At 61.1% G+C, this 19,913-nt stretch carries 19 protein-coding genes; 14 read left to right on the top strand and 5 right to left on the bottom strand.

The features are described 5' to 3' along the window. From NH14_RS19160 to NH14_RS19115, 10 genes are read left to right on the top strand one after another with little or no spacing between them, the layout of a single operon-like run. Positions 1 to 1,095, top strand: coding sequence for a DegT/DnrJ/EryC1/StrS family aminotransferase (locus tag NH14_RS19160; protein WP_035524454.1), 1,095 nt, complete (start codon positions 1 to 3; stop codon positions 1,093 to 1,095). Then, entirely contained in the window at positions 1,073 to 2,437 is a 1,365-nt protein-coding gene (locus tag NH14_RS19155; RefSeq protein ID WP_035524451.1) for an FAD-dependent oxidoreductase, read from the top strand. Before NH14_RS19160 ends, NH14_RS19155 begins: the two co-directional genes overlap by 23 nt. After that, a complete protein-coding gene (locus NH14_RS19150) occupies positions 2,434 to 3,141 on the top strand; it encodes an HAD family hydrolase (protein WP_202031711.1) in 708 nt (235 codons plus the stop codon). Before NH14_RS19155 ends, NH14_RS19150 begins: the two co-directional genes overlap by 4 nt. Then, positions 3,138 to 4,253, top strand: a complete 1,116-nt coding sequence (locus NH14_RS19145) for a fatty acid desaturase (protein ID WP_202031710.1) — start codon at positions 3,138 to 3,140, stop codon at positions 4,251 to 4,253. The genes NH14_RS19150 and NH14_RS19145 overlap by 4 nt, the downstream gene beginning before the upstream one ends. After that, positions 4,250 to 5,161, top strand: coding sequence for an S-methyl-5'-thioadenosine phosphorylase (gene mtnP / locus NH14_RS19140; protein WP_084225264.1), 912 nt, complete (start codon positions 4,250 to 4,252; stop codon positions 5,159 to 5,161). The genes NH14_RS19145 and mtnP overlap by 4 nt, the downstream gene beginning before the upstream one ends. A gap of 4 nt (positions 5,162 to 5,165) precedes the next feature. After that, entirely contained in the window at positions 5,166 to 5,762 is a 597-nt protein-coding gene (locus NH14_RS19135) for an NUDIX domain-containing protein (protein WP_035524445.1), read from the top strand. A gap of 16 nt (positions 5,763 to 5,778) precedes the next feature. Then, on the top strand, positions 5,779 to 6,984 hold the full coding sequence (locus NH14_RS19130) for an MFS transporter (RefSeq protein ID WP_035524443.1): 1,206 nt from the start codon (positions 5,779 to 5,781) through the stop codon (positions 6,982 to 6,984). A gap of 19 nt (positions 6,985 to 7,003) precedes the next feature. Then, positions 7,004 to 7,693 carry an HAD family hydrolase gene (locus NH14_RS19125; RefSeq protein WP_035524440.1) on the top strand — a complete coding sequence of 230 codons (690 nt, stop codon included), beginning with the start codon at positions 7,004 to 7,006 and terminating at the stop codon, positions 7,691 to 7,693. Continuing rightward, positions 7,686 to 8,666, top strand: a complete 981-nt coding sequence (locus tag NH14_RS19120) for an ABC transporter substrate-binding protein (protein ID WP_084225262.1) — start codon at positions 7,686 to 7,688, stop codon at positions 8,664 to 8,666. The genes NH14_RS19125 and NH14_RS19120 overlap by 8 nt, the downstream gene beginning before the upstream one ends. Then, positions 8,663 to 9,781, top strand: coding sequence for an aldose epimerase family protein (locus NH14_RS19115; RefSeq protein ID WP_084225260.1), 1,119 nt, complete (start codon positions 8,663 to 8,665; stop codon positions 9,779 to 9,781). The genes NH14_RS19120 and NH14_RS19115 overlap by 4 nt, the downstream gene beginning before the upstream one ends. Positions 9,782 to 9,934: 153 nt before the next feature. Here NH14_RS19115 and NH14_RS19110 read toward each other — a convergent pair whose 3' ends face one another. Beyond that, positions 9,935 to 10,837: a LysR family transcriptional regulator gene (locus NH14_RS19110; RefSeq protein ID WP_035524434.1), complete on the bottom strand. Its 903-nt coding sequence runs from the start codon at positions 10,835 to 10,837 to the stop codon at positions 9,935 to 9,937. 103 nt (positions 10,838 to 10,940) lie between these two features. Between NH14_RS19110 and NH14_RS19105 the strand changes: the two genes are divergently transcribed. From NH14_RS19105 to NH14_RS19090, 4 genes are all read left to right on the top strand, one after another. Then, positions 10,941 to 11,270, top strand: a complete 330-nt coding sequence (locus NH14_RS19105) for a MoaF-related domain-containing protein (RefSeq protein ID WP_035524432.1) — start codon at positions 10,941 to 10,943, stop codon at positions 11,268 to 11,270. A 71-nt stretch (positions 11,271 to 11,341) separates the two neighbouring features. Next, on the top strand, positions 11,342 to 12,580 hold the full coding sequence (locus tag NH14_RS19100) for an MFS transporter (RefSeq protein WP_052147949.1): 1,239 nt from the start codon (positions 11,342 to 11,344) through the stop codon (positions 12,578 to 12,580). A gap of 29 nt (positions 12,581 to 12,609) precedes the next feature. Further along, the gene (gene dkgB / locus NH14_RS19095) at positions 12,610 to 13,416 is read left to right on the top strand and encodes a 2,5-didehydrogluconate reductase DkgB (RefSeq protein ID WP_035524430.1); all 807 of its coding nucleotides are present in this window, start codon (positions 12,610 to 12,612) and stop codon (positions 13,414 to 13,416) included. Positions 13,417 to 13,493: 77 nt separating this feature from the next. After that, positions 13,494 to 14,618 (top strand): alkene reductase, encoded by a 1,125-nt coding sequence (locus NH14_RS19090; RefSeq protein ID WP_035524428.1) that lies wholly within the window; start codon positions 13,494 to 13,496, stop codon positions 14,616 to 14,618. Between the two features lie 62 nt (positions 14,619 to 14,680). Here NH14_RS19090 and NH14_RS19085 read toward each other — a convergent pair whose 3' ends face one another. From NH14_RS19085 to NH14_RS19070, 4 genes are all read right to left on the bottom strand, one after another. Next, complete coding sequence (locus tag NH14_RS19085) at positions 14,681 to 16,096, bottom strand: MFS transporter (protein WP_035524425.1); 1,416 nt, start codon at positions 16,094 to 16,096, stop codon at positions 14,681 to 14,683. A 62-nt stretch (positions 16,097 to 16,158) separates the two neighbouring features. Further along, positions 16,159 to 17,424, bottom strand: coding sequence for an NAD(P)/FAD-dependent oxidoreductase (locus NH14_RS19080; RefSeq protein ID WP_035524423.1), 1,266 nt, complete (start codon positions 17,422 to 17,424; stop codon positions 16,159 to 16,161). Continuing rightward, positions 17,421 to 18,383, bottom strand: coding sequence for a VOC family protein (locus tag NH14_RS19075; RefSeq protein WP_035524975.1), 963 nt, complete (start codon positions 18,381 to 18,383; stop codon positions 17,421 to 17,423). Before NH14_RS19075 ends, NH14_RS19080 begins: the two co-directional genes overlap by 4 nt. 23 nt (positions 18,384 to 18,406) lie before the next feature. Then, positions 18,407 to 19,900 carry an aldehyde dehydrogenase gene (locus tag NH14_RS19070; protein WP_035524420.1) on the bottom strand — a complete coding sequence of 498 codons (1,494 nt, stop codon included), beginning with the start codon at positions 19,898 to 19,900 and terminating at the stop codon, positions 18,407 to 18,409. Positions 19,901 to 19,913: the final 13 nt, after the last annotated feature.

Below are 19,913 nucleotides of genomic sequence, written 5' to 3'. Positions count from 1 at the left end.
ATGATTGAACATCGCACAATAGCGGACTTAGGCTCGCACGATTCGCCTGATGATGTGAACGAGCTGACGCGCGCGCTCGCATCTGGATTTTCCGGTACGTCGGGGATCGTCGCTGAATACGAAGCAGCAATCGCATCACTGTATGGTGTGGAACATGCGATAGCGGTCTCGTCTGGGGCCGCGGCTGTTGCTGCCGCGCTCTCGGGTATCGACCACGACCCGGGAGACGAGATCATCGTGTCGCCCGCGTGTCCCATCTGTACCGTGCTGCCGATTCTCGCGTTTGGCTTGAAACCAATTTTCTGCGATGTTGCTCCAGATGGATTCGGGCTGGATCAGCAGGATCTCGTTCGGTGCATCACCGCGCGAACCCGCGCGGTGATCGAAGTGCCAATGTGGGGCTACCCGATTCGCTCGGATGAAACGGCAGCCCTTGTTGCAAAGCACGGTATCCCGCTAATCCAAGATCTCGCTCACGCACATCTAACCCGACTCAACGGAGACTGGATCGGACGGCATGGAAGTATCGCCTGTTTCAGCAGTCACGACTGCAAGTTCATGTCAACGGGCGAAGGGGGCTTCGTCACAACCGATGACAGCCTGCGTGCCGAGCGCATCCGGTCATATACCCGCTTTGGCAATCTGACCGGTGAGTCAGTTGGCGTCAACCTGAAGCTCGGTGGTCTGCTAGCTGCATTGGGACTTGCACGCTCGCGCCACCTGCTCGCGCACAGAGAGCGCCGGTTGCGCAACCGCGCGCGGTTGCTTGCCCTGCTGAATAACCACGCATTTCGAGAACTACCTGTGGTCACCGGCGGCGAAGTAAACGGCTATGCCTTGCTGCTTCAATCCGCCGGCCATGATGGACGCGATCTTGTGCGGTATCAGCAGGCCCATGGCATCCCGTCGGATGTCGGCAAATATGACAACAAGCCGCTGTTTTTGCTGCCATTGCTTACAGCGTACGAACGGCCCTGTCCAAATGCAACGCGTCTGTTGCGCTCGCTGACTACTGTGCCGTTGCATCCGGATCTTTCTGACGATGATATCGACTACATTGCGAAGGTGCTAAATGGATACGCTCCCACCCGCTGATCAACGCGCCAACCACGCGATTGTAATCGGAGCAAGCGTTGCTGGTTGTCTGACCGCTGCTGTTCTCGCGCGACGCTTCCAGCACGTGACGCTAGTTGAGAAAGGTGACTTCTACGACGAGTCCGCGCCACGTCGGAGCCTTCCGCAGGAACATCACGTTCATCTACTTCTTTCCCGCGGCAAGCAGGTGATTGAGAGGATTTTCCCCGGCTTTCTCGCTGAACTCGAGACCCACGGTGCAGAGGTCGCGGACCTCGGTCACGATGTGAAGTGGTATCAGGGGGGCTTGTGGAAGAACCGGTATCGCAGTGGTATTCGTGCGCATTACTGTAGCCGTCGCCTGATTGACAACCTCCTGAGACGCCGTATCACGCGCGAGGCCCGTATCCAAGTCTTGTCGGGCGCACGTGTGGAGAGTTGTGAGTTCGACGACAGCGATTCAGATCGGAAGATAACCGGTGTGCTGGTGGATGACGGCGGTGGGCGCAGACGCCTGCCTGCGCAGTTCGTTGTCGATGCGAGTGGTCGTGGAACCCGGCTGCCGGACTGGCTAGAGCAAGCGCAGTTCGGCACCGTAGAACGGACCGTTGTCCAAACCGATTTGGGTTATGCCTCGCGAATTTATCGCAGGATGCCTGAATTCGCCTCGAATTGGCGAGTTTTGCTCGTACTGCCTGAAGCACCAGCGCAACGTTCAATGGGTGTCATCAGCCCGATTGAGGATGACCGTTGGTTGGTTACGACAGGGGGGTGGTTCGGAAATTTTCCAGGGAGTGATCCTGACGAGTTCCTGGAAGCGCTCGCCAATTTGCCGGTTCCTGATATTTACGATGTGGTTAAGAGGGCTCAGCCGCTGTCGGACATCTCGACGTTTCGCATGCCGGGCAGCCAGCGCCGCCACTATGAACGCTTGCCGACGTGGCCGAGAGGTTTGCTCGCGGTGGGCGACGCACTGACGAGCATGAACCCACTGTATAGCCAAGGAATGACGCTCTGCGCGCTCGAAGCCGAGTGCATCGATATCCATGTCGACGCAGCGCTGCGCGGGGAATTGTCTTATCAATCACTGCAGCGACAGTTGTCGGACGTCGTCGAGTCCGCATGGCAAATGGCGACAACCGAGGATCAGCGCTTCCCTGAAACACGGGGTAAACGCAGCGTGAGTATCCGCTTTCATCACTGGTACGGCGCGCGCCTCGCGCGCGTGTCCGGCTATAACCGCCGCGCACTGGAAACGCAGATAGGTGTGGCAAATTTGGTTGTCGATCCGGACAGACTGTTCGCGCCCGGGATCGTAGCGCGCGTTCTGCGTGAATCCGTCTTTTCCACGAAGGGGCGATGATGACGTTAAGCCCTGGTTTGCTGCGCGGCGCAGAGCATATCGTGTTCGACTGGAATGGGACGTTAATCGATGATCTCTGGCTTGCCGTCAGGGGAGTGAACCATTGCGCCGAACGCTACGGCGTGAAACCGGTTACTCATGCGAGTTACCGGGAAGCGTTCTCTTTTCCCATTTCCGATTTTTACGCGCGCCTCGGTTTCGACCTGAAGCGCGTACCGTTCACGGAAATCGTGAACTTTTATCTTGAGTACTTTGATAAAAACGTCGCCGAATGTCCTTTGCACGATGGCGTTCACGAGTCAATCGCCGCTGCGGAACGCGCAGGCATGAGTGTCTCTATCCTGTCGGCATCACACAATGCAATTCTGATACAGACCCTTCGCGCAAAGTGCTTGCTTGAGCGTTTTACGTATGTTGTTGGTCTGACCGACAACCTTGCGATAGACAAGCGCGCCGCGGCGATTCGGCTGCAGAAGCAGTTAGGTGGAAATCCTGAACGGACGATTTACGTCGGCGACACGCTGCATGACTTCGAGGTTGCGAATGCCGTTGGCTGGACACCTGTTCTGGTTGCGACAGGTCACCAATCGGCAGAGCGGCTATTGGCAAGCAAAGCGACGGTGATCAAGAGACTCGGAGATCTGGCAAGGGCGCTGACGCTGGAAACCGACGTGGTGTCATTTGGCGAAAGGAGTGTATCGTGAGCGACGGATTATTCATTTCATTCGTAAGCGTGGTCGCAGCGAGTTTTATGATGCGTGCCAGCGTCGCGTTCTACTATCGTGACGGCGCTCGTATCTTGCGCCTGCTTCGTCTTATTCCGCGTGGGCCGGGTCGTCCTGAAGCATATTACCGCCCGTTTGACGCATGGTTAGCGCCTTTGCCCTTTATCTGGACATGGCTTGACATCGTAGCAGGTGTTTTATTCGGTTCGATGTTGCATTCACCGCTTGCGTGGATCGGAGTGGTGATATGGAGCGGTGGCAGAATGCGCGCGCTACAGGAATTTGGCCACAATGCAGTGCATTTCGCACTGTGCCGATCGCATGCGTGGCAATGGTGGCTGAGTGATGTTTTCTATCAGTTTCCAGTGTTCAAACGTGACATGCACAGTCGACACAAGGCTCACACGCTGGAACATCACCGCCACCCAAACGATTCGGTACGGGACCCCAATCGCGCACGAGTGGTAGCGGGAGGATATGTTGCCGGGCTGACGCATTGGGCATTCTATGCAAGACTTTTCTATCCACTAACGCCTGTCGGTGCGTACGGCAACATCGCGACGATGGTCCGCAGCAGCCTGCTGAACCACTCGTGCGCCACGAAGTTTGCCCGCTGTACTTCGCTGCTCGCAACGGCTGGCTTGATGTATTTGGCAGGTGGCTGGCAAGGGATCGTGTTTGGCTGGCTCCTTCCTTTGCTAACCACGTATCCGCTGTTTGCCTGGATCTCCTTGCTGACGGAACACCGTTGGATGATCGATGGCCAGCCCGAAGATCGCCTGGAACTCGAATTTTTGGTTGGCCGGCCAACCGACTACTTCGGAATCTCGGGATGGCTGGTGCGCGTATTTGTTGCGCCCACTTCCGACGCATATCATCTTGCGCATTCGCTTTATCCTGGTGTGCGATGGAACTATCTGCCACTGATAGACCGGCATCTCAAGGTTCATGAGCCACGCTATGTTTCTAACGCGAGTGAGGGACTTATTGCACGCCGTGGCAACGCACCTTCAGCACTATCAGAACTTTATGAACGCCTCGTCATGGGCGAGAGCGGTGATCCAGTTTTTCAAACGAGAGGTCCAGTGTGACAAAAGCCGAATCGAATGAATCGATGCCACGCATCGGCATTATTGGCGGAAGTGGTTTTCAGCAACTACTAGGGTTGGACGGGAGCGAAGTGGTTGAGTGCGAGACGGCTTTCGGTAAGCCGTCGTCGCCACTGACGCTGGGTAAGATCGACGGCGTGCCGGTGGCATTCTTGCAGCGGCACGGCGTAGGCCACGTGATACCTCCTGCGGCTATCAACGCTCGGGCGAATATCGCTGCACTTCGTCAGGCGGGATGCACGCAAGTACTTTCCATGAGTGCGGTAGGGAGCCTCGCGGAGGATGTGCCTCCGGGGCACTTCGTACTCGTTGACCAGTTTATTGATCGAACGCTGATGCGCGACAAGACGTTCTTCGGCCCGGGGCTGGTCGGCCATGTTCCGTTCGGCGAGCCTATCTGTGCTCGTATGCGCGCAACACTGATGGACAGTGCGGCTGTGGTCGATGTGTCTGCTCGCAATGGCGGCACGTACGTCGTCATGGAGGGGCCACAGTTTTCCACGCGTGCGGAATCGCACTTGTACCGGATGTGGGGGGGCACAGTAGTCGGAATGACGGCCATGCCGGAAGCAAAGCTCGCCCGCGAGGCCGAGCTTTGCTATGCGCTTGTTGCGGTCCCGACGGATTTTGATTGTTGGCACGACGCGCATGAAGATGTCAATGCGCAGATCGTTGGCGAGCAAATGAAGCATATCGGTGAATCAGCCATGCGCCTGTTAGGGGAGGCGGTGAGGCAACTCGGGGCGCATCACGGGGCGTGCCCATGTGGTTGCGACCGCGCGCTGGACACCGCGGTGATGACCACGCCCGCATTGCGTGATCCCGAGATGTTTTGCCGCTTGCTGAAGGTCGCGCCAAACGCGAGCCGACTGTCGTCCCATGGAGAGTAAATCAATGCCTGCCGTAACGAGTACACACGCGCGTGTACGAATCAAGTCGACTGAGCTCTTGTCCGACAATTGGTATGTCTTACGCAAGACGATATTCGATTTTCAGCGAAAAGATGGAAGCTGGCAGACGTTAAGCCGTGAAACATATGATAGAGGGAACGGCGCGACTATCCTGTTGTACAACGTCGAAAAGAAGACTGTCGTGCTTACGCGGCAGTTTCGATTTCCAGCGTTCGTCAACGAGCATGACGGCATGTTGATAGAAGCATGCGCCGGCCTGCTTGATCGCGACGACCCGGAAACATGCATTCGCAAGGAGACCGAAGAAGAAACCGGCTATCGGATCGAGAACGTTCGCAAGGTTTTCGAAGCTTTCATGAGTCCAGGCTCTGTCACTGAACGGCTCTATTTCTTCGTCGGTGAATACTTCGACAACGACAAGGTCGGCGATGGTGGTGGAGTAGAGGCAGACGGCGAGGAAATTGAAGTGCTCGAGATGACGCTGGACGAAGCGCTGGCGTGTGTCGAAAGTGGAGCCATCATGGATGGCAAGACCATCATGCTTTTGCAATATGCAAAGCTTCGCCGGCTTGCAGAGTGAACTGGAGCGCTGAGTCGTGAACGATATTTCCTTATACCCAAAGGTGCTGTTCCGAAGGGACGCGCCGACATGGTTTCTCTATCTGGTGCTGACAATTTTTGGTTTCCAGCAGTCGGTGCTGGGTTCCACATTACCGTTCCTGAGTAGTGAATTTCACTATGACACGGTACAGGTAGGATGGCACTTTACGTTTTACGCGATCGGACTTGTTGCCTCCGGGTTTTTGAGCAGTGCGCTGCTTAAGCGCATGCAGATCAACACATTGATTCGGATCTCTGCGGTTGCGATGGTAACGGCGGTGCTCGCAATCACGCAGGTGAGCGGCTTGACGGGTATGCTCCTCGTTGCGGTTGCAATGGGATTGACCGGGGGATGTGTACAGGCGGCCGTGCAAGCTGGCATTGCGTGGCACCACGCCGAGAATCGCGATATGGCGATGGTGGAGGCTTTTGTCTGTGCGGGAGTAGGCGTGTTCGTTGGACCTTTGTTGATCGGTCAGGTCTCGGCAGCAGGGTTCTCATGGCGTTTCGCTTTGCTAGTCTGCGCAGTTGCGCTGGCCATCGTCTTTGCGACGCTTCCCGGCCCGAGTATGCCGGCTGACGGCGCGGCGCCACTTCTTGCACCGGATGATGATGCAGGCGCGCGTTTGAGCAGGGTTCCATTTTCCGTGGTGTTGAGTTGGTTGATGGTTATGCTCGGCATCGGAGCGGAGTGGGGAGTCGGCTTCTGGGGAGCACAGTACCTTGAAATCCGCCTCTCACTTAGCCCTGCGGAAGCCGTGAGTATGATGGCGTTCTTTTTCGGTGGCACCGTCCTCGGTCGCCTGGTGTCGAGCCGTCTCCTGGCGGTGCTCGACGGTCGCATTATGCTTCCGGCCGTTATTCTGCTTGGCGGTATCGCCATCTTTACCCTATGGATCAGCGAACTGCGCTTGGGAACACTCGCCTCACTCGTAACGGCGGGTATGTGCCTCGGCAATTTTTTCCCGTTGATTATCAGTAACGCCATTCGGCTTGCACCAACACGCGTAACACTGATTTCTGTTGGTGCCACACAAGCCGTTGGTGTTTCGCTGCTCATCGTGCCAATTGCGCTTGGCTATCTGGGCCAGTCGATTGGGCTGGTCAACGCAGTCGGCATTCTTGCGGTGTTACCCGCGCTTATGGTAGTTGCCAATTTCTGCGCGTCTTCGTGCACCCGATCGAGCGCTCGCGGCGTCTAGTACCTGAAGGAATACTGAAATGCAGCCCTTTACGCTTCTTTTTGATTTGGACGGAACACTCGTCAATACCGACGAGTTGCATTTCGCCGCCTATCAGACGCTCCTCGCGGACTTTGGGCGTAGCATTACGCCAGAGATATACCGAACGCGGATAATGGGCGCGCCGAACGACGCCATCATGCGGGAACTGTTCCCTAACGAGCCTGAGAACCGGCATCGGCAACTCGCTGACCGCAAGGAGGAGCTGTTCCGGTCGGCGGTAAAGCACCTGGAGCCTACCCGTGGCGCTATCGATGTCTTCGACTGGGCAGCCCGGAATGATGTCGGTGTCGCAATAGTGACGAACGCTCCACGGCAGAATGCCGAGTTAATGCTGAACGGGCTCGGTTTGACGGAGTGCGTCGATTTACTGGTGATCGGTGACGAGTTGGCGCGTGGCAAGCCGGATCCGCTTCCCTATCTGACTGGCCTCGAACGCCTGGGTGGTACAGCACGGCAAGCGATTGCATTCGAAGATTCGCTCTCTGGTATTCGATCCGCGACGGGTGCAGGCATATATACGCTCGGGATAAGCACCGGTTTGCCAGCCGACGCATTACGTGGCGCTGGTGCGGCTGACGTGATCGACGACTTTACCGCCAGTGCAGTGTGGGACATCCTTGACCGGGTCACCAGAGAGGGAACGGCATTCGGGGGTAAATATGAGTAACCCATATAGAGGAAGCAATCTGCCTGCTGACGCAGTGCGGATAGAAGCCGCAACCGGTACCGGGTCAGAGGGGCGTTTGCGTGCGGTCAGTTCGTTTGAACCGTACGAACTTGTCGATTATCTTGCTGCACTCAAATTGCATCTGCCCGGCGTGGCAATCGATCTCTGGCGCATGCCAACAGCGACGCTGACCGAGTATCTGCTGTCGGGGGCGCAATGCGACTTGATTCTCGGTTGGGCTGAAACGGCTGCTAAAACGCCCGGGATCGCAGAGCGTATCCTTTGTTCCAACGCTGCGGCAGTGCGCTCCGAGATCGACGGATTCTGCCGTCCGACGGCATTCTCGACCGCATTCGTTGTCGATCCGTCGCTACTCAGGCAACGCGGATTAGCCGTGCCTGCCTCTTGGTCCGCTCTGGCCGATCCAATGCTCGCAGGGGGAATCGTGTTTCCCGATCCGCGTCGTTCAGGGGCTGGCTACCTGGCGTTGTCTACACTGATACAGTGCTTTGGCGATCGTGATGGCTGGCAATTGATGCACGACATTGATCGCAACGTAATCGACTATCCTGGTTCTGCATGGGAGCCTGCCCAAAGAGTTGGGACTGGAGGCATCGCGGTAGGCGTTACTGTTCAGATTGCCGCGGCGCAGCGCCGGCAGGCGGGCACAGGAGTGGAAATCGCATTGCCGTCAGAAGCGACAGGAATGGAATCAGAGGTATATGGGATGTTACGCGGCACGGTTCACCAGCAGGCATGCGAACGCGTCCTTGCGTGGCTCACGTCAGCCGCCGCAATACCCTACTTTGAGAGCCACGCCAAGATCGTGCGTCACCAGGCGAAGACGCAAACGTATTTCGAGTTGGATGCCGAACGTGCCGGGCGCGAACGTGACATCGTATTGCGTCAGTTCGGCATGCTGATCAACTCGCGGGATGATGGCGCACGACGTTTCGCGGGAGAGAGGCAATGATTGAACGGTCGACTTTCGGTGTGCTACCCGATGGTGAACGGATTGAGCGTATAACACTGTCGCTGGAGAGCGGCTTCTCGATAGACGTGATCTCCCTGGGAGCGGCGTTGCAGGGTCTGTGGGCACCTGACATCGAAGGCCAGTTTGCGTCGGTAGTACTCGGCTATCCGACGCTCGAGGATTACGTTTCAGCACCGGGCCGTATGGGGGCGACGATGGGGCGGTATGCGAATCGTATCGCGCGCGGGTGCTTCGATCTCGATGGCGTTGAATACCGGATCGAACGCAACGAAGGTCAGCATTCCATTCACGGGGGGCCACGGGGATTTGATCGCCGGCCTTGGCGCGTAGCGAACGTGGTCGACCAGGCGGGTAGCCCGAAGGTTCGTCTGGAACTGGACAGTCCATGCGGCGATCAAGGATTTCCGGGGGCGTTGGCCATCGCCGTGACATATACGCTCGCCGCGCCGGGTGATGTCATCATCGACTTTGAAGCCCAAACCGACGCTCCCACTGTATTCAACACGACCAATCACGCGTACTTCAACCTGGCGGGTGACGGCAGTGGCAGCGCGCTTCACCATGAGGTAGCGATATTCGCCGATCATTATTTGCCGGTGGACGAAGAATTGATACCAATCGGTCAGTTGCACGGCGTCGCGGGCACTGTTTTCGATTTTCGGAAAGCAAAGCCGCTCGGGCGTGATATTCGATCCGATGATCCGCAGATTCGCCTCGGACGCGGTTACGACCACTGCTTCGTACTGTCGAGCGCTGAGCACTCATTGCAACCACAGTTGGCCGCCTGGGTGAGCGAGGGCTCGCGTGGACGCACCCTCGAGGTTCTGACTACGGAACCCGGTTTGCAACTGCATAGTGGCAACGTGCTAAACGGACGCTATAGCGGATTGTCGGGACGGGCTTACCGGCAATCAGATGGCTTCTGTCTGGAAGCTCAGCATTTTCCGAATTCACCGAATGTGCCGGCTTTTCCAAGCACGGTGCTGCGGCCCGGTGACATTTTTCGTTCGACGACGATTTATCGAGTCGGACTTCTGGGCGGCTATGGGAAGAACGACGGACTATGGGATCCAGCGCAGGGAGGTCAAATATGATCGCGGTGCGGGGGAAGTTGTCGCAGGAAGTCGCCCACGCTGGCCGCCGACGGTTCGACGGCGGTCAAGGCCAGTCGCTCCAGTTGCCGATTGAGTTCGCGGCGAAGTGACACTTTTATTGTCACAACGGTGACAAATTCATTACGGTCTACGCTAGCGCTCGAACTCCGTCCCCCGCACCGCCTCGATCAAATAATCCACAAACGAGGCAATGCGCGCCGAAATCGCGGTATTTCGGTAGTACACCGCATTAATCGGCTGCCGGACCTCCTGGGTCTGGCGCGCGAACAGCGGCACGAGCGCGCCGTCGCGCCGGTCGCGCGCCGTCATGAAGTCGGATAGACAGACAATGCCGGCGCCGGCCAGCGCAAGCTGGCGCAGCGTCTCGCCGCTCGAGGACCAGATGGCCGGCGCGATCCGGTACGGCTCGTTGTCGGGTCCGAGAATCGGCCAGACGTTGAGCGTCTCGGGCTGATTGAACCCCAGCAGCGCGTGCTTCGCGAGGTCTTCCACGCGCTTCGGGTGGCCATGCGCCTCCAGATACGCGGGGCTCGCGAGTATGCGCACGCGGCTGCAGCCCACGAGCTTGCTGTGCAGCGTGGAATCCTTGAGCGCGCCAATGCGAATCGCCACATCGGTGCGCCGCTCCAGCAGATCGATGAACTCCTCATTGCTATTGAGCTCCAGTTCCACCTGCGGGTAGCGCTCGCGGTAGCCCTGCACCCGGGGCACGATCACATGAAGCATGAACGGCGTGGCCGCGTCCACGCGCAGCCGGCCCGACGGGCGCTCGCGGCGCGCGGCCATCTGTTCCTCCGCGCCCTCCACCGAAGCGATGATCGCCCGCGCATCGTTCAGAAACGCGCGCCCTTCTTCGGTCAACTCCAGACGCCGCGTCGTACGGCGCAGCAGCGTGGTCTTGAGCTTCTCCTCCAGCCGCCCGAGCGTGCGGCTCGTGGCCGAGATCGTGAGGCCGAGTTGCTGCGCGGCAGCCGTGATCGATCCGCTGTCGACCACGCTGACAAAGGCTTGCAGCTCATCGAGGGTGATTTTCATTGTTGATTTCAAATCAAAACATATTCATTTATAAACCGGTTTTTCTGCAAAAGTAAAGGGTGCACACTACGCCCCATCTTCTTCGAATCCAGGAACGGATCCCATGTCTCTCGCTCTCGCCCCCGCACTCCCCCCGTTTGCGGGCAAGACTTTCGAAGTCCGCTACGACGGACTTACCGCCATCAACGCCTATGCGCCGGATGGCATCCATATGCGCTACGAAATCACCGAAGGCGATTTCACGGGCGCGCAGGGCGAAGTCGCCTACACGTGGCAGCACGTTGCCGGCGAAACCTACGCAATCTCGTGGCAGGAAGCCAACCGCGCCACCGTCGTGCATATCGACGACTTCGCGGCGGGCACGTCGCGCTCGTTCTTCACCGCGCCGTCACTCGACTTCTTCAGGCTCGAAGGCAGCCTGCGCGCGCTGTGAACGTGAACGCACCTTCCACGAAACGTAACGGAGCATCGAGCATGGACGTGAATGCACCTGAAAAGACCGCGCTGCTTCAACAGGCGGGCGCGGAGAAAAGCGAACAAGGAAGCGCGTGGCTTTCGTTGCTGGCGCTCGCCATGGGCGCGTTCAGCATCGGCACCACGGAGTTTTCGCCGATGGGGCTGCTGCCCGTGATTGCCGACGGCGTGCACGTATCGATTCCGACCGCCGGCATGCTGATCACCGCCTACGCGATTGGCGTGATGGTCGGCGCGCCGCTGATGACGCTCGCGTTTTCGCGCTGGTCGCGCAGAACGGCGCTCATTGCGCTCATGAGCCTGTTCGTGATCGGCAATCTGCTTTCGGCTGTGTCGTCGAACTACACCACGCTGCTGATCGCGCGACTCGTCACGAGTCTCAACCACGGTGCGTTCTTCGGGCTTGGCTCGCTCGTCGCGGCAAGCGTCGTGCCGCGTCACAAGCAGGCCAGCGCCGTCGCCACCATGTTCATGGGCCTGACCATCGCCAACATCGGCGGCGTACCTGCTGCAACATGGCTCGGCCAGACGATCGGCTGGCGCATGTCGTTCGCGGCCACCGCCGCACTGGGCGTGCTCACGATGCTGATTCTGCGCATGGCGCTGCCCAAGGGCGAAGCCGGAAAAGTGCCGCACGTTCGCGGCGAATTGAAGGTGCTCACCCGTCCCGTCGTGTTGATGGCCATGGGCACCACGGTGCTGGGCGCCGGTGCGATGTTCACGCTCTACACCTATATTGCGCCGACACTCGAACATCTTTCCGGTGCATCACCCTCGTTCGTGACGGTCATGCTAGTGCTCGTGGGCGTGGGCTTCTCGATCGGCAACGTGGCCGGCGGCCGGCTCGCGGACCGCTCGCTCAATGGCAGCCTGATCGTGTTCCTGAGCCTGCTGGTGGCCATCATGCTGGCGTTCCCGCTGCTGGCGAGGAATCACATCGGCACCGCGATTGCGGTGGTCATCTGGGGCATCGCCACCTTCGCGGTCGTGCCGCCCTTGCAGATGCGCGTCATGCGCGCCGCTTCGGAAGCGCCGGGGCTGGCCTCATCGGTCAATGTGGGCGCGTTCAACCTCGGCAATGCGGTGGGTGCGGCTGCGGGCGGCGCGGCGATTTCAGCGGGCTTCAGCTATGCCGCCGTGCCCATCGTGGGCGCCGTGATCGCCGCGTCGGGCCTCGCGCTGGTGTTCGTGCAGATGTACCTGCAGCGCAACCAGCCCAACGGCGGCTCGCACAGTTCGGCGCGCGATCTCCCGTCGACTCATATCTGATTTTTTCTCATACACCAACGGAGAACCTCATGAGCAACATTCCCGCATTCGGTCTTGGAACCTTCCGACTGCAAGGCCAGGTGGTCATCGACTCGGTGCGCAACGGCCTTGAACTCGGCTACCGCACCATCGACACCGCGCAGATCTACGGCAACGAAGCCGAAGTGGGCGAAGCGATTGCCGCCTCGGGCGTCGCGCGCAAGGACCTGTTCCTCACGACGAAGATCTGGGTCGACAACTACTCGCGCGAAAAGCTCGTGCCGAGCCTCAAGGACAGCCTCAAGAAACTGCGCACCGACGAAGTCGATCTCACGCTGATCCACTGGCCCGCGCCCAACAACGGCGTCTCGCTCGAAGAATTCATGAGCGCACTCGCCGAGGCCAAGTCGCAAGGTCTCACGAAGCAAATCGGTGTTTCGAACTTCAACATCGAGCTCACGAAGCAGGCCATCGCCGTCGTGGGCAAAGAGAACATTGCGACCAACCAGATCGAATTGAGCCCGTATCTGCAAGGCCGCAAGCTCGTGGGCTTCCTCCAGCAGGAAGGCATTCACGTGACGTCGTACATGACGCTCGCTTACGGAAAGGTGCTCGGCGACCCGGTCATTCGCACGATTGCCGAACGCCGCCACGCCACGCCGGCCCAGGTGGCGCTCGCCTGGGCGCTGCGTCTCGGCTACTCGGTGATTCCTTCGTCGACGAAGCGCGAAAACCTCGCGAGCAACCTGCTCGCGCAAACGCTGCAACTGGGCGACGAAGACATGGCGGAAATCGCGGCGCTTGAGCGCAATGGCCGCGAGGTGAGCCCCGAAGGTCTCGCGGCGCAGTGGGATTAATCAGCGGCGTTAAGGCACCGCAGTCCCTTTTGAATGTTCGCTGCGCGTGCGCCGCGAACTAGAACAGGAAATACATCGTGAAGCATGATCCGCTGTTCCAGCCTCTCCAACTCGGCGCGCTGACGCTGCCCAACCGCATCGTGATGCCGCCGATGACGCGCTCACGCGCGAGCCAGCCCGGCGACGAAGCCAATGCGCTGATGGCCGAGTACTACGCGCAGCGTGCCGACGCCGGACTCATCGTGAGCGAAGGCACGTACATCGCGCCGCTCGGCAAGGGCTATGCGTGGACGCCCGGCATTCACACGGCCGGGCAAATCGAAGGATGGCGCAAGGTAACGGATGCGGTTCATGCCAAAGGCGGCCACATCTTCGCGCAGCTCTGGCACGTGGGCCGGCTGAGCCACACGAGCCTGCTCGGCGACGAGCAGCCGGTATCGTCGTCGGCACTTCAGGCGAAGGGCGTGAACGTGTTCATCGCCAGTGGCGACGACGGCGTTCCCGGTTTTGTTCAGGCATCCGAACCACGCGCATTGAGCGTCGATGAAATTCGCGAGATCGTGGACCAGTACCGCAAGGCGGCGCGCAATGCGATCGAAGCCGGTTTCGACGGCGTCGAGCTGCATGCCGCGAACGGCTATCTCGTGAACCAGTTCATCGACTCGAACGCGAACGCGCGCACCGACGAATACGGCGGCTCGCTCGACAACCGTCTGCGCTTTCTCGGCGAAGTGGCGCGTGCGCTCGTCGAAGGCACCGGCGACGCGCAGCGCGTCGGCATCCGCCTCGCGCCGCTCACGACGCTCAACGGCTGTGAGGACGCCGATCCGGCAACCACTTATCTCGGCGCGGCCAAACTGCTCGGCGAGATTGGCGTGGCCTACATCCATATCGCCGAAGCCGACTGGGACGACGCGCCCCATATGCCGCTCGAATTCAAGCGCCAACTGCGCGCCGTGTATCCCGGCGTGCTGATCTACGCGGGTCGCTACACGGGCGAGCGAGCACGCGACGCCATCGACGCTGGTTGGGCCGATCTGATCGCGTTTGGCCGGCCGTTCGTCGCCAATCCCGATCTCGTGCAGCGTCTGCGCGTTGGCGCGCCGCTCGCGCAGCATCAGCGCGAAACGCTGTTCGGCGGCGGCTCCAAGGGTCTTACGGACTATCCCGCGCTCAACGACGAGGCCGCGGCGGTTGCGTGAGCGCAGCGCCTGAGCCCCTTGGGTCGAACGCGATTCAAGCAGGCCTGCCAGGGACTGGAGGCTCAAGCCTCCAGTTGCTCCAGCACCTTGCCCTTGGTCTCGATGCCGAGGAAATGCACGGTGATGGCCGCGAGGAACGGCACGGCGGCGAGAATATAGAAGGCTACATCCAGATTGCCGCCGATCATCGTCTTCGAAACGATGGTGGGCGCGAAGATGGCCGCCACCTTGAGCCATGCGCCGCCCATGCCGCAACCCATCGCGCGGATGCTGGTGGGATAGAGCTCCGGCGTGTAGACGTAGGCGGTAATGAAGCCGCAGGCGAGCAACCCGAGCGACAGCGCGCAGAACGTCGCCACCACGTAGACCGACATCGCGTGGCAAATGCCGGCCAGCGCGAGCGACACCGCGCACAGCACGAACGAGACGTTGATGATGGGCTTGCGGCCCACCTTGTCCACCAGCAGCGCGCAGGTGAGCGAACCCAGCACGCCGAGCACCGACGCAGCCACCGCGAGATTGAGCGCGAGTTGCAGCGGCGCGTGATAGATGTTGCGGTAAATCGTGGGCAGCCATGTGGAGAGCCCGTACTGAATGAAGCCGCAGGTCATCCACAGCATAGCCACGGCGAGCGAGCGCTTGAGATACGCGGGGCCGAACAGATCCTTCACGCTGCGCTTTGGATGGCGCTTCACGAGGGCATCGAAATCGGCGGCGTTCGTGACCGGGGCGAGCGGCCCCTTGGCGGTGCGCTCGAATGCATGCACGGCATCGTCGGCCTCCTCCAGGCGGCCGCGTTCGGCCAGCCAGCGCGGCGACTCGGGCACGAGCTTGCGCAGCACGAAGAACAGCACCAGCGGCATCGCGCCAATAAAGTACATCGCCTGCCAGCCGAAGCGCGGCACGATCCAGGCGCCCAGCGCATTCGACGCCAGCAGGCCAACCGGGAACACGATCTCGTAGAGAAGAACGAAACGTCCGCGGCCATGAGCGCGGCTGACCTCGTTGATATAGGTTGCGGCCACCGGCAACTCGCCGCCCAGCCCCAAGCCCTGGATTACGCGCAGCGCGGCGAACGCCATGAACGACGGCGCGAAGCCGCAGGCAATGCTCGTCACGCCGATGATGCCCGAACTCCACGCAATCGCACGAACGCGGCCCTGGCGTTCCGCGAACCAGGGAAACAGGAACGCGCCGATCAATTGGCCCACCGAGCCCGAGGCGATCAGAAAACCGATCTCCCACGGCGTGAGATGCCACTTCTGGATCAGGATCGGCAGCGTCGCGGCAATCGCAATCACATCGAAACCGTCGAAGAAAGTCGCGAGGCCAATCAGCAGACGCGCGCGCACCTGCATGGCATTGGCCGGCAGCCGCTCGAGCCGCGCAATGATCGACCCTCGCGTGAGCGGTCCGCTGTAAGGCTCGGCGAGCGTGGCGCCGCCGCTATGGCCGAGGGTAGTGTCGAAAGTTGTCATGCCTGTCGTCCCGTCTCCGTGTTGTCTCGTATGTGCCGCCTTAGTGCTGCCTTACTGTTGCCTCAGGCGAGGGCCTTGCTGGTGTCCGTGAGTGCCGCGATATCGACCGCGCGCCCCTGGCTCATCCATTTGCGCGCGAGCTTGAGGTCGCGCGCCGAATTGATCGCGATGACGCCGCGCAAATGCCCGTCCTCGACGAAAAAGAGCGTCCCGCGCTTTTCTCCGAGACTGCCGCGCAGCGCCGGCGCGACGCCAGCCGGAATATCGCCGAGGATCTGCAGATTCACGTCGTACTGATCGGACCAGAACCACGGAATTTCCGCATAGGGCGCTTTCACGCCCAGCACGGCCTTGGCCACGGCAATCGCCTGATTCTGGGCATTGGCCCACGACTCCAGCCGCACGCGGCGCTTGAGCCATGCGTTCGGATGGTTGGCCACATCGCCGCACGCGAATATGCAGGGATCCGAAGTTTCACCGAATTCATCCACGGCGATGCCGTCTTCCACGGCCAGCCCCGCTGCCTCGGCCAGCGCGGTATGCGGCGCAAGGCCGATGCCGGCGACGGCGAAGTCCGCGTCGAGCGTGCTGCCGTCGGCGAAGGTCGCGCGTACGCCGCCCTCCGCGCTGTCTTCTAGCGAGAGCAGCGCCGCGTTCAGACGCACATCAACGCCGTTCGCACGATGCAGATCGAGCAGGAAGTCCGAGACGTCCTGCGGCAGCGAACGCGCGCACAGACGCGGCGCGCCCTCCACCACGGTGGCCGCCACGCCGAGCTTGCGCGCCGTGGCGGCCACTTCGAGCCCGATCCAGCCGCCGCCCACCACCAGCACGCGCTGGCTGCGGCGCAGCCGCTCGCCCAGCGCCATCGCCTCGTCGAGCGTGCGCAGATACGTCACGTGCGCGCTCTTCGCCACGCTCGCGGGCAGCTTGCGCGCCGCGCCGCCCGTGGCGATCACGAGGCGGTCGTACTTCACTTCACGCCCCGAGCGCGCGGTCACCACACGCGCCGCGCGGTCGATAGCCGTTGCGCAGTCGGGCTGCCACGCTTCGACATTGAGCGCGGCGAATTCGTCGGGCTTCGCAATGCGCACCGTTTCGATATCGGCTTCGCCCGCGAGCACGGCCTTCGAAAGCGGCGGACGCTCGTAGGGCAGATGCACTTCGTCGGCGATCATCACGAGACGGCCCGCGTAGCCTTCCTTGCGCAGCGTCTTCACGACCCAGCCCGCCGCCTGGCCGCCGCCGATCACGACAACCGTGCTCGGCGCATCCTGTGCGCTGCTTTCCACGCCGCTTTCCGCGCTGTTTTGCTGTGCGTCGCTCATTGCTTACGCTCCGTCATGAACTTGCCTTGCGGCGCCTCGGCGTTCTTCTGGCGACGCGTATTGCCGTCGAGGCCGCCGTCGATGGCCCACTCGGCGAACACGGTCGGGCCCGGCTCGAACTCGCGCGGCTGCCATTCGGGCGTGAGCACGTCTTCATCGGCGTAATACTCGATCAGGCCGCCCGCCGGGTTCTTGAAGTACCAGAAGTACGCCGACGAAACCGGATGCCGGCCTGGACCGAGTTGCGTGGTCCAACCGCAACGGCTGATATGCAGGCCGCCGCCGAACACCTCGTGGATGTCGCGCACCGTGAACGCCACATGGTTGAGGCCCTTCTTGCCGTCGGGCAGCGCGAGCAGGAACAAGTCGTGATGGCCGCCGTGCGGCGCGCAGCGCATGAACGCGCCGCGGTCCGGATAGCGGTCCGAGGTCTCGAAGCCGAGCAGTTCGTGATAGAACTTTTCCTGTTCCGCGAGGCAGTTCGTGAAGAACACCACGTGGCCCACTTCAACCGGCTCCGCGCGTTCGTAGATAGGCGACGGCGTATCCACGCGCAACGTCTGGCCCCACACGTTCGAGGGCGAGCCCTTCAGGTCGATCTCGCGGCGGCGCGTGACTTCCACGCGAATCGCCATGCCGGCCGGGTCGAAACAGCCCACCGCGTCGGCGTCGCTGTAATAGCCGGGCTGGCCCTTCAGGCGCTCGCGCAGCGCGTCGAGTTCTTTGCGCGTGGCCACGCCCCACGTCACCTCGCGCAGCGTCGGCCCCGCTTCGAATGCAGCGGGAAGCGCAGCATCGTTCGCGTCGGCCACGAGCACGGTGCAGCCGTTGAGCGTTTCGAAGCGCGCGCGCGTTTCGCCGTGCGACGTTTCCTTCAAACCCCAATCCGCGAAAAAGCGGCGGCAGGTTTCGAGGTCGGTCACGCCGTAGGTAATCTGTTCGATGCCGAGAATCGTCATGTTCATTGCTCCGTTGCGCGCGCTCAGGCGTTGGCCCAGGGCAGCGGCGCGTCGTTCAAGCCCCAGTAGAGGCTCTTTTGCTGCATATATTCGCGAATGCCGAGCCGCCCTTTCTCGCGGCCCATGCCGCTCTCCTTCCAGCCCGAGAACGGCGTGGAGATCGAGAACAGCTTGTAGGTATTGATCCAGACCGTGCCCGCTTCGAGCTTGCGGGCCACGCGCCACGCGCGCTTGTAGTCGCGCGTCCAGATGCCGGCGGCAAGTCCAAAGACGCTGTTGTTCGCTTCTTCGATCAGCGCGGCTTCGTCGTCGAACGGCATCGCCACCAGCACTGGCCCGAAGATTTCTTCCTGGCAGATGCGCGCACTGTTCTGGAGTCCTTCCAGAATGGTCGGCTGATAAAAGAAACCGCTTTCACGGCCATCGCCCACGGGACGCTCGCCGCCGCACAGCAGTCGGCCGCCCTCCTCCAGACCGATCGCCACGTAGCGCTCCACCGACTCGCGATGCTTCGCGGTGATGAGCGGCCCCATCTGCGTGTTTTCGCGCGACGGGTCGCCCACGCGCAGCTTGCGCGCGCCTTCCACGAGCCGCTGCATGAACGCGTCGTAAATCGAGCGCTGCACGAAGAGGCGCGATCCCGCAATGCACGCCTCGCCCGATGAGCTGAAGATGCCGTACAGCACGCCGTTCACGGCATGGTCGAGATCGGCGTCTTCGAACACGATGGTGGGCGACTTGCCGCCCAGTTCGAGCGACACGGGCATGAGCTTTTCCGCCGCAATGCGCGCGATGCCGCGGCCCACTTCTGTGCCGCCCGTGAACGAAACCTTCTTCACGAGCGGATGGCGCACCAGCACGTCGCCGATCACCGAGCCCTTGCCCGGCAGCACGCTCAAGATGCCCTTGGGTACGCCCGCTTCTTCGCAGATGCGCGCCAGCGCGAGCGAAACGAGCGGCGTGACTTCGGCGGGCTTGAGCACCACCGCGTTGCCGGCCGCGAGCGCGGGCGCGAGCTTCTGCGCATCCGAGGCGATCGGCGAATTCCACGGCGTGATCGCGGCGACCACCCCAATCGGCTCGTGCACGCTCATGGTCATATAGTCGCCGCGCGGCGGCGTGAGGTCGTCGTCGAGCGTTTCGAGGCAGGCCGCGAAGTAGCGGAACGTGTTGGCGGCGCTCGCCACCAGCACGCGCGTTTCGCCGATCGGCTTGCCGTTGTCGCGGCGCTGTAACTGGGCGAGCGCTTCGTGGCGCTGCATGATGAGGTCCGCGATGCGGTAGAGCACGAGCGCGCGCAGATGCGGCTTCATGCCGGCCCACTCGCTGTTCTTCCACGCCGCGTGCGCTTTCTCGACCGCCTCGCTGGCGTCTTCGGCGCTTGCCGTCGAGACCTCCATGTTCACCGACTGGTCGGCGGGATAGAGGCTCGCGAAGGGCGCGGCGCGGCCCTGGCGCCACTCGCCGCCGATCAGGATATCGCCGGTCGGTACGAGGCTGGTATCGAATGGAGTCATGTCAGAGGTCTCT

Origin of the sequence: Paraburkholderia sacchari, from assembly GCF_000785435.2 — a bacterium.
In the GTDB taxonomy this organism is placed as follows: domain Bacteria; phylum Pseudomonadota; class Gammaproteobacteria; order Burkholderiales; family Burkholderiaceae; genus Paraburkholderia; species Paraburkholderia sacchari.
The sequence above is the reverse complement of the archived record's forward strand: the minus strand, read 5'-3'. Positions and strand labels throughout refer to the sequence as shown.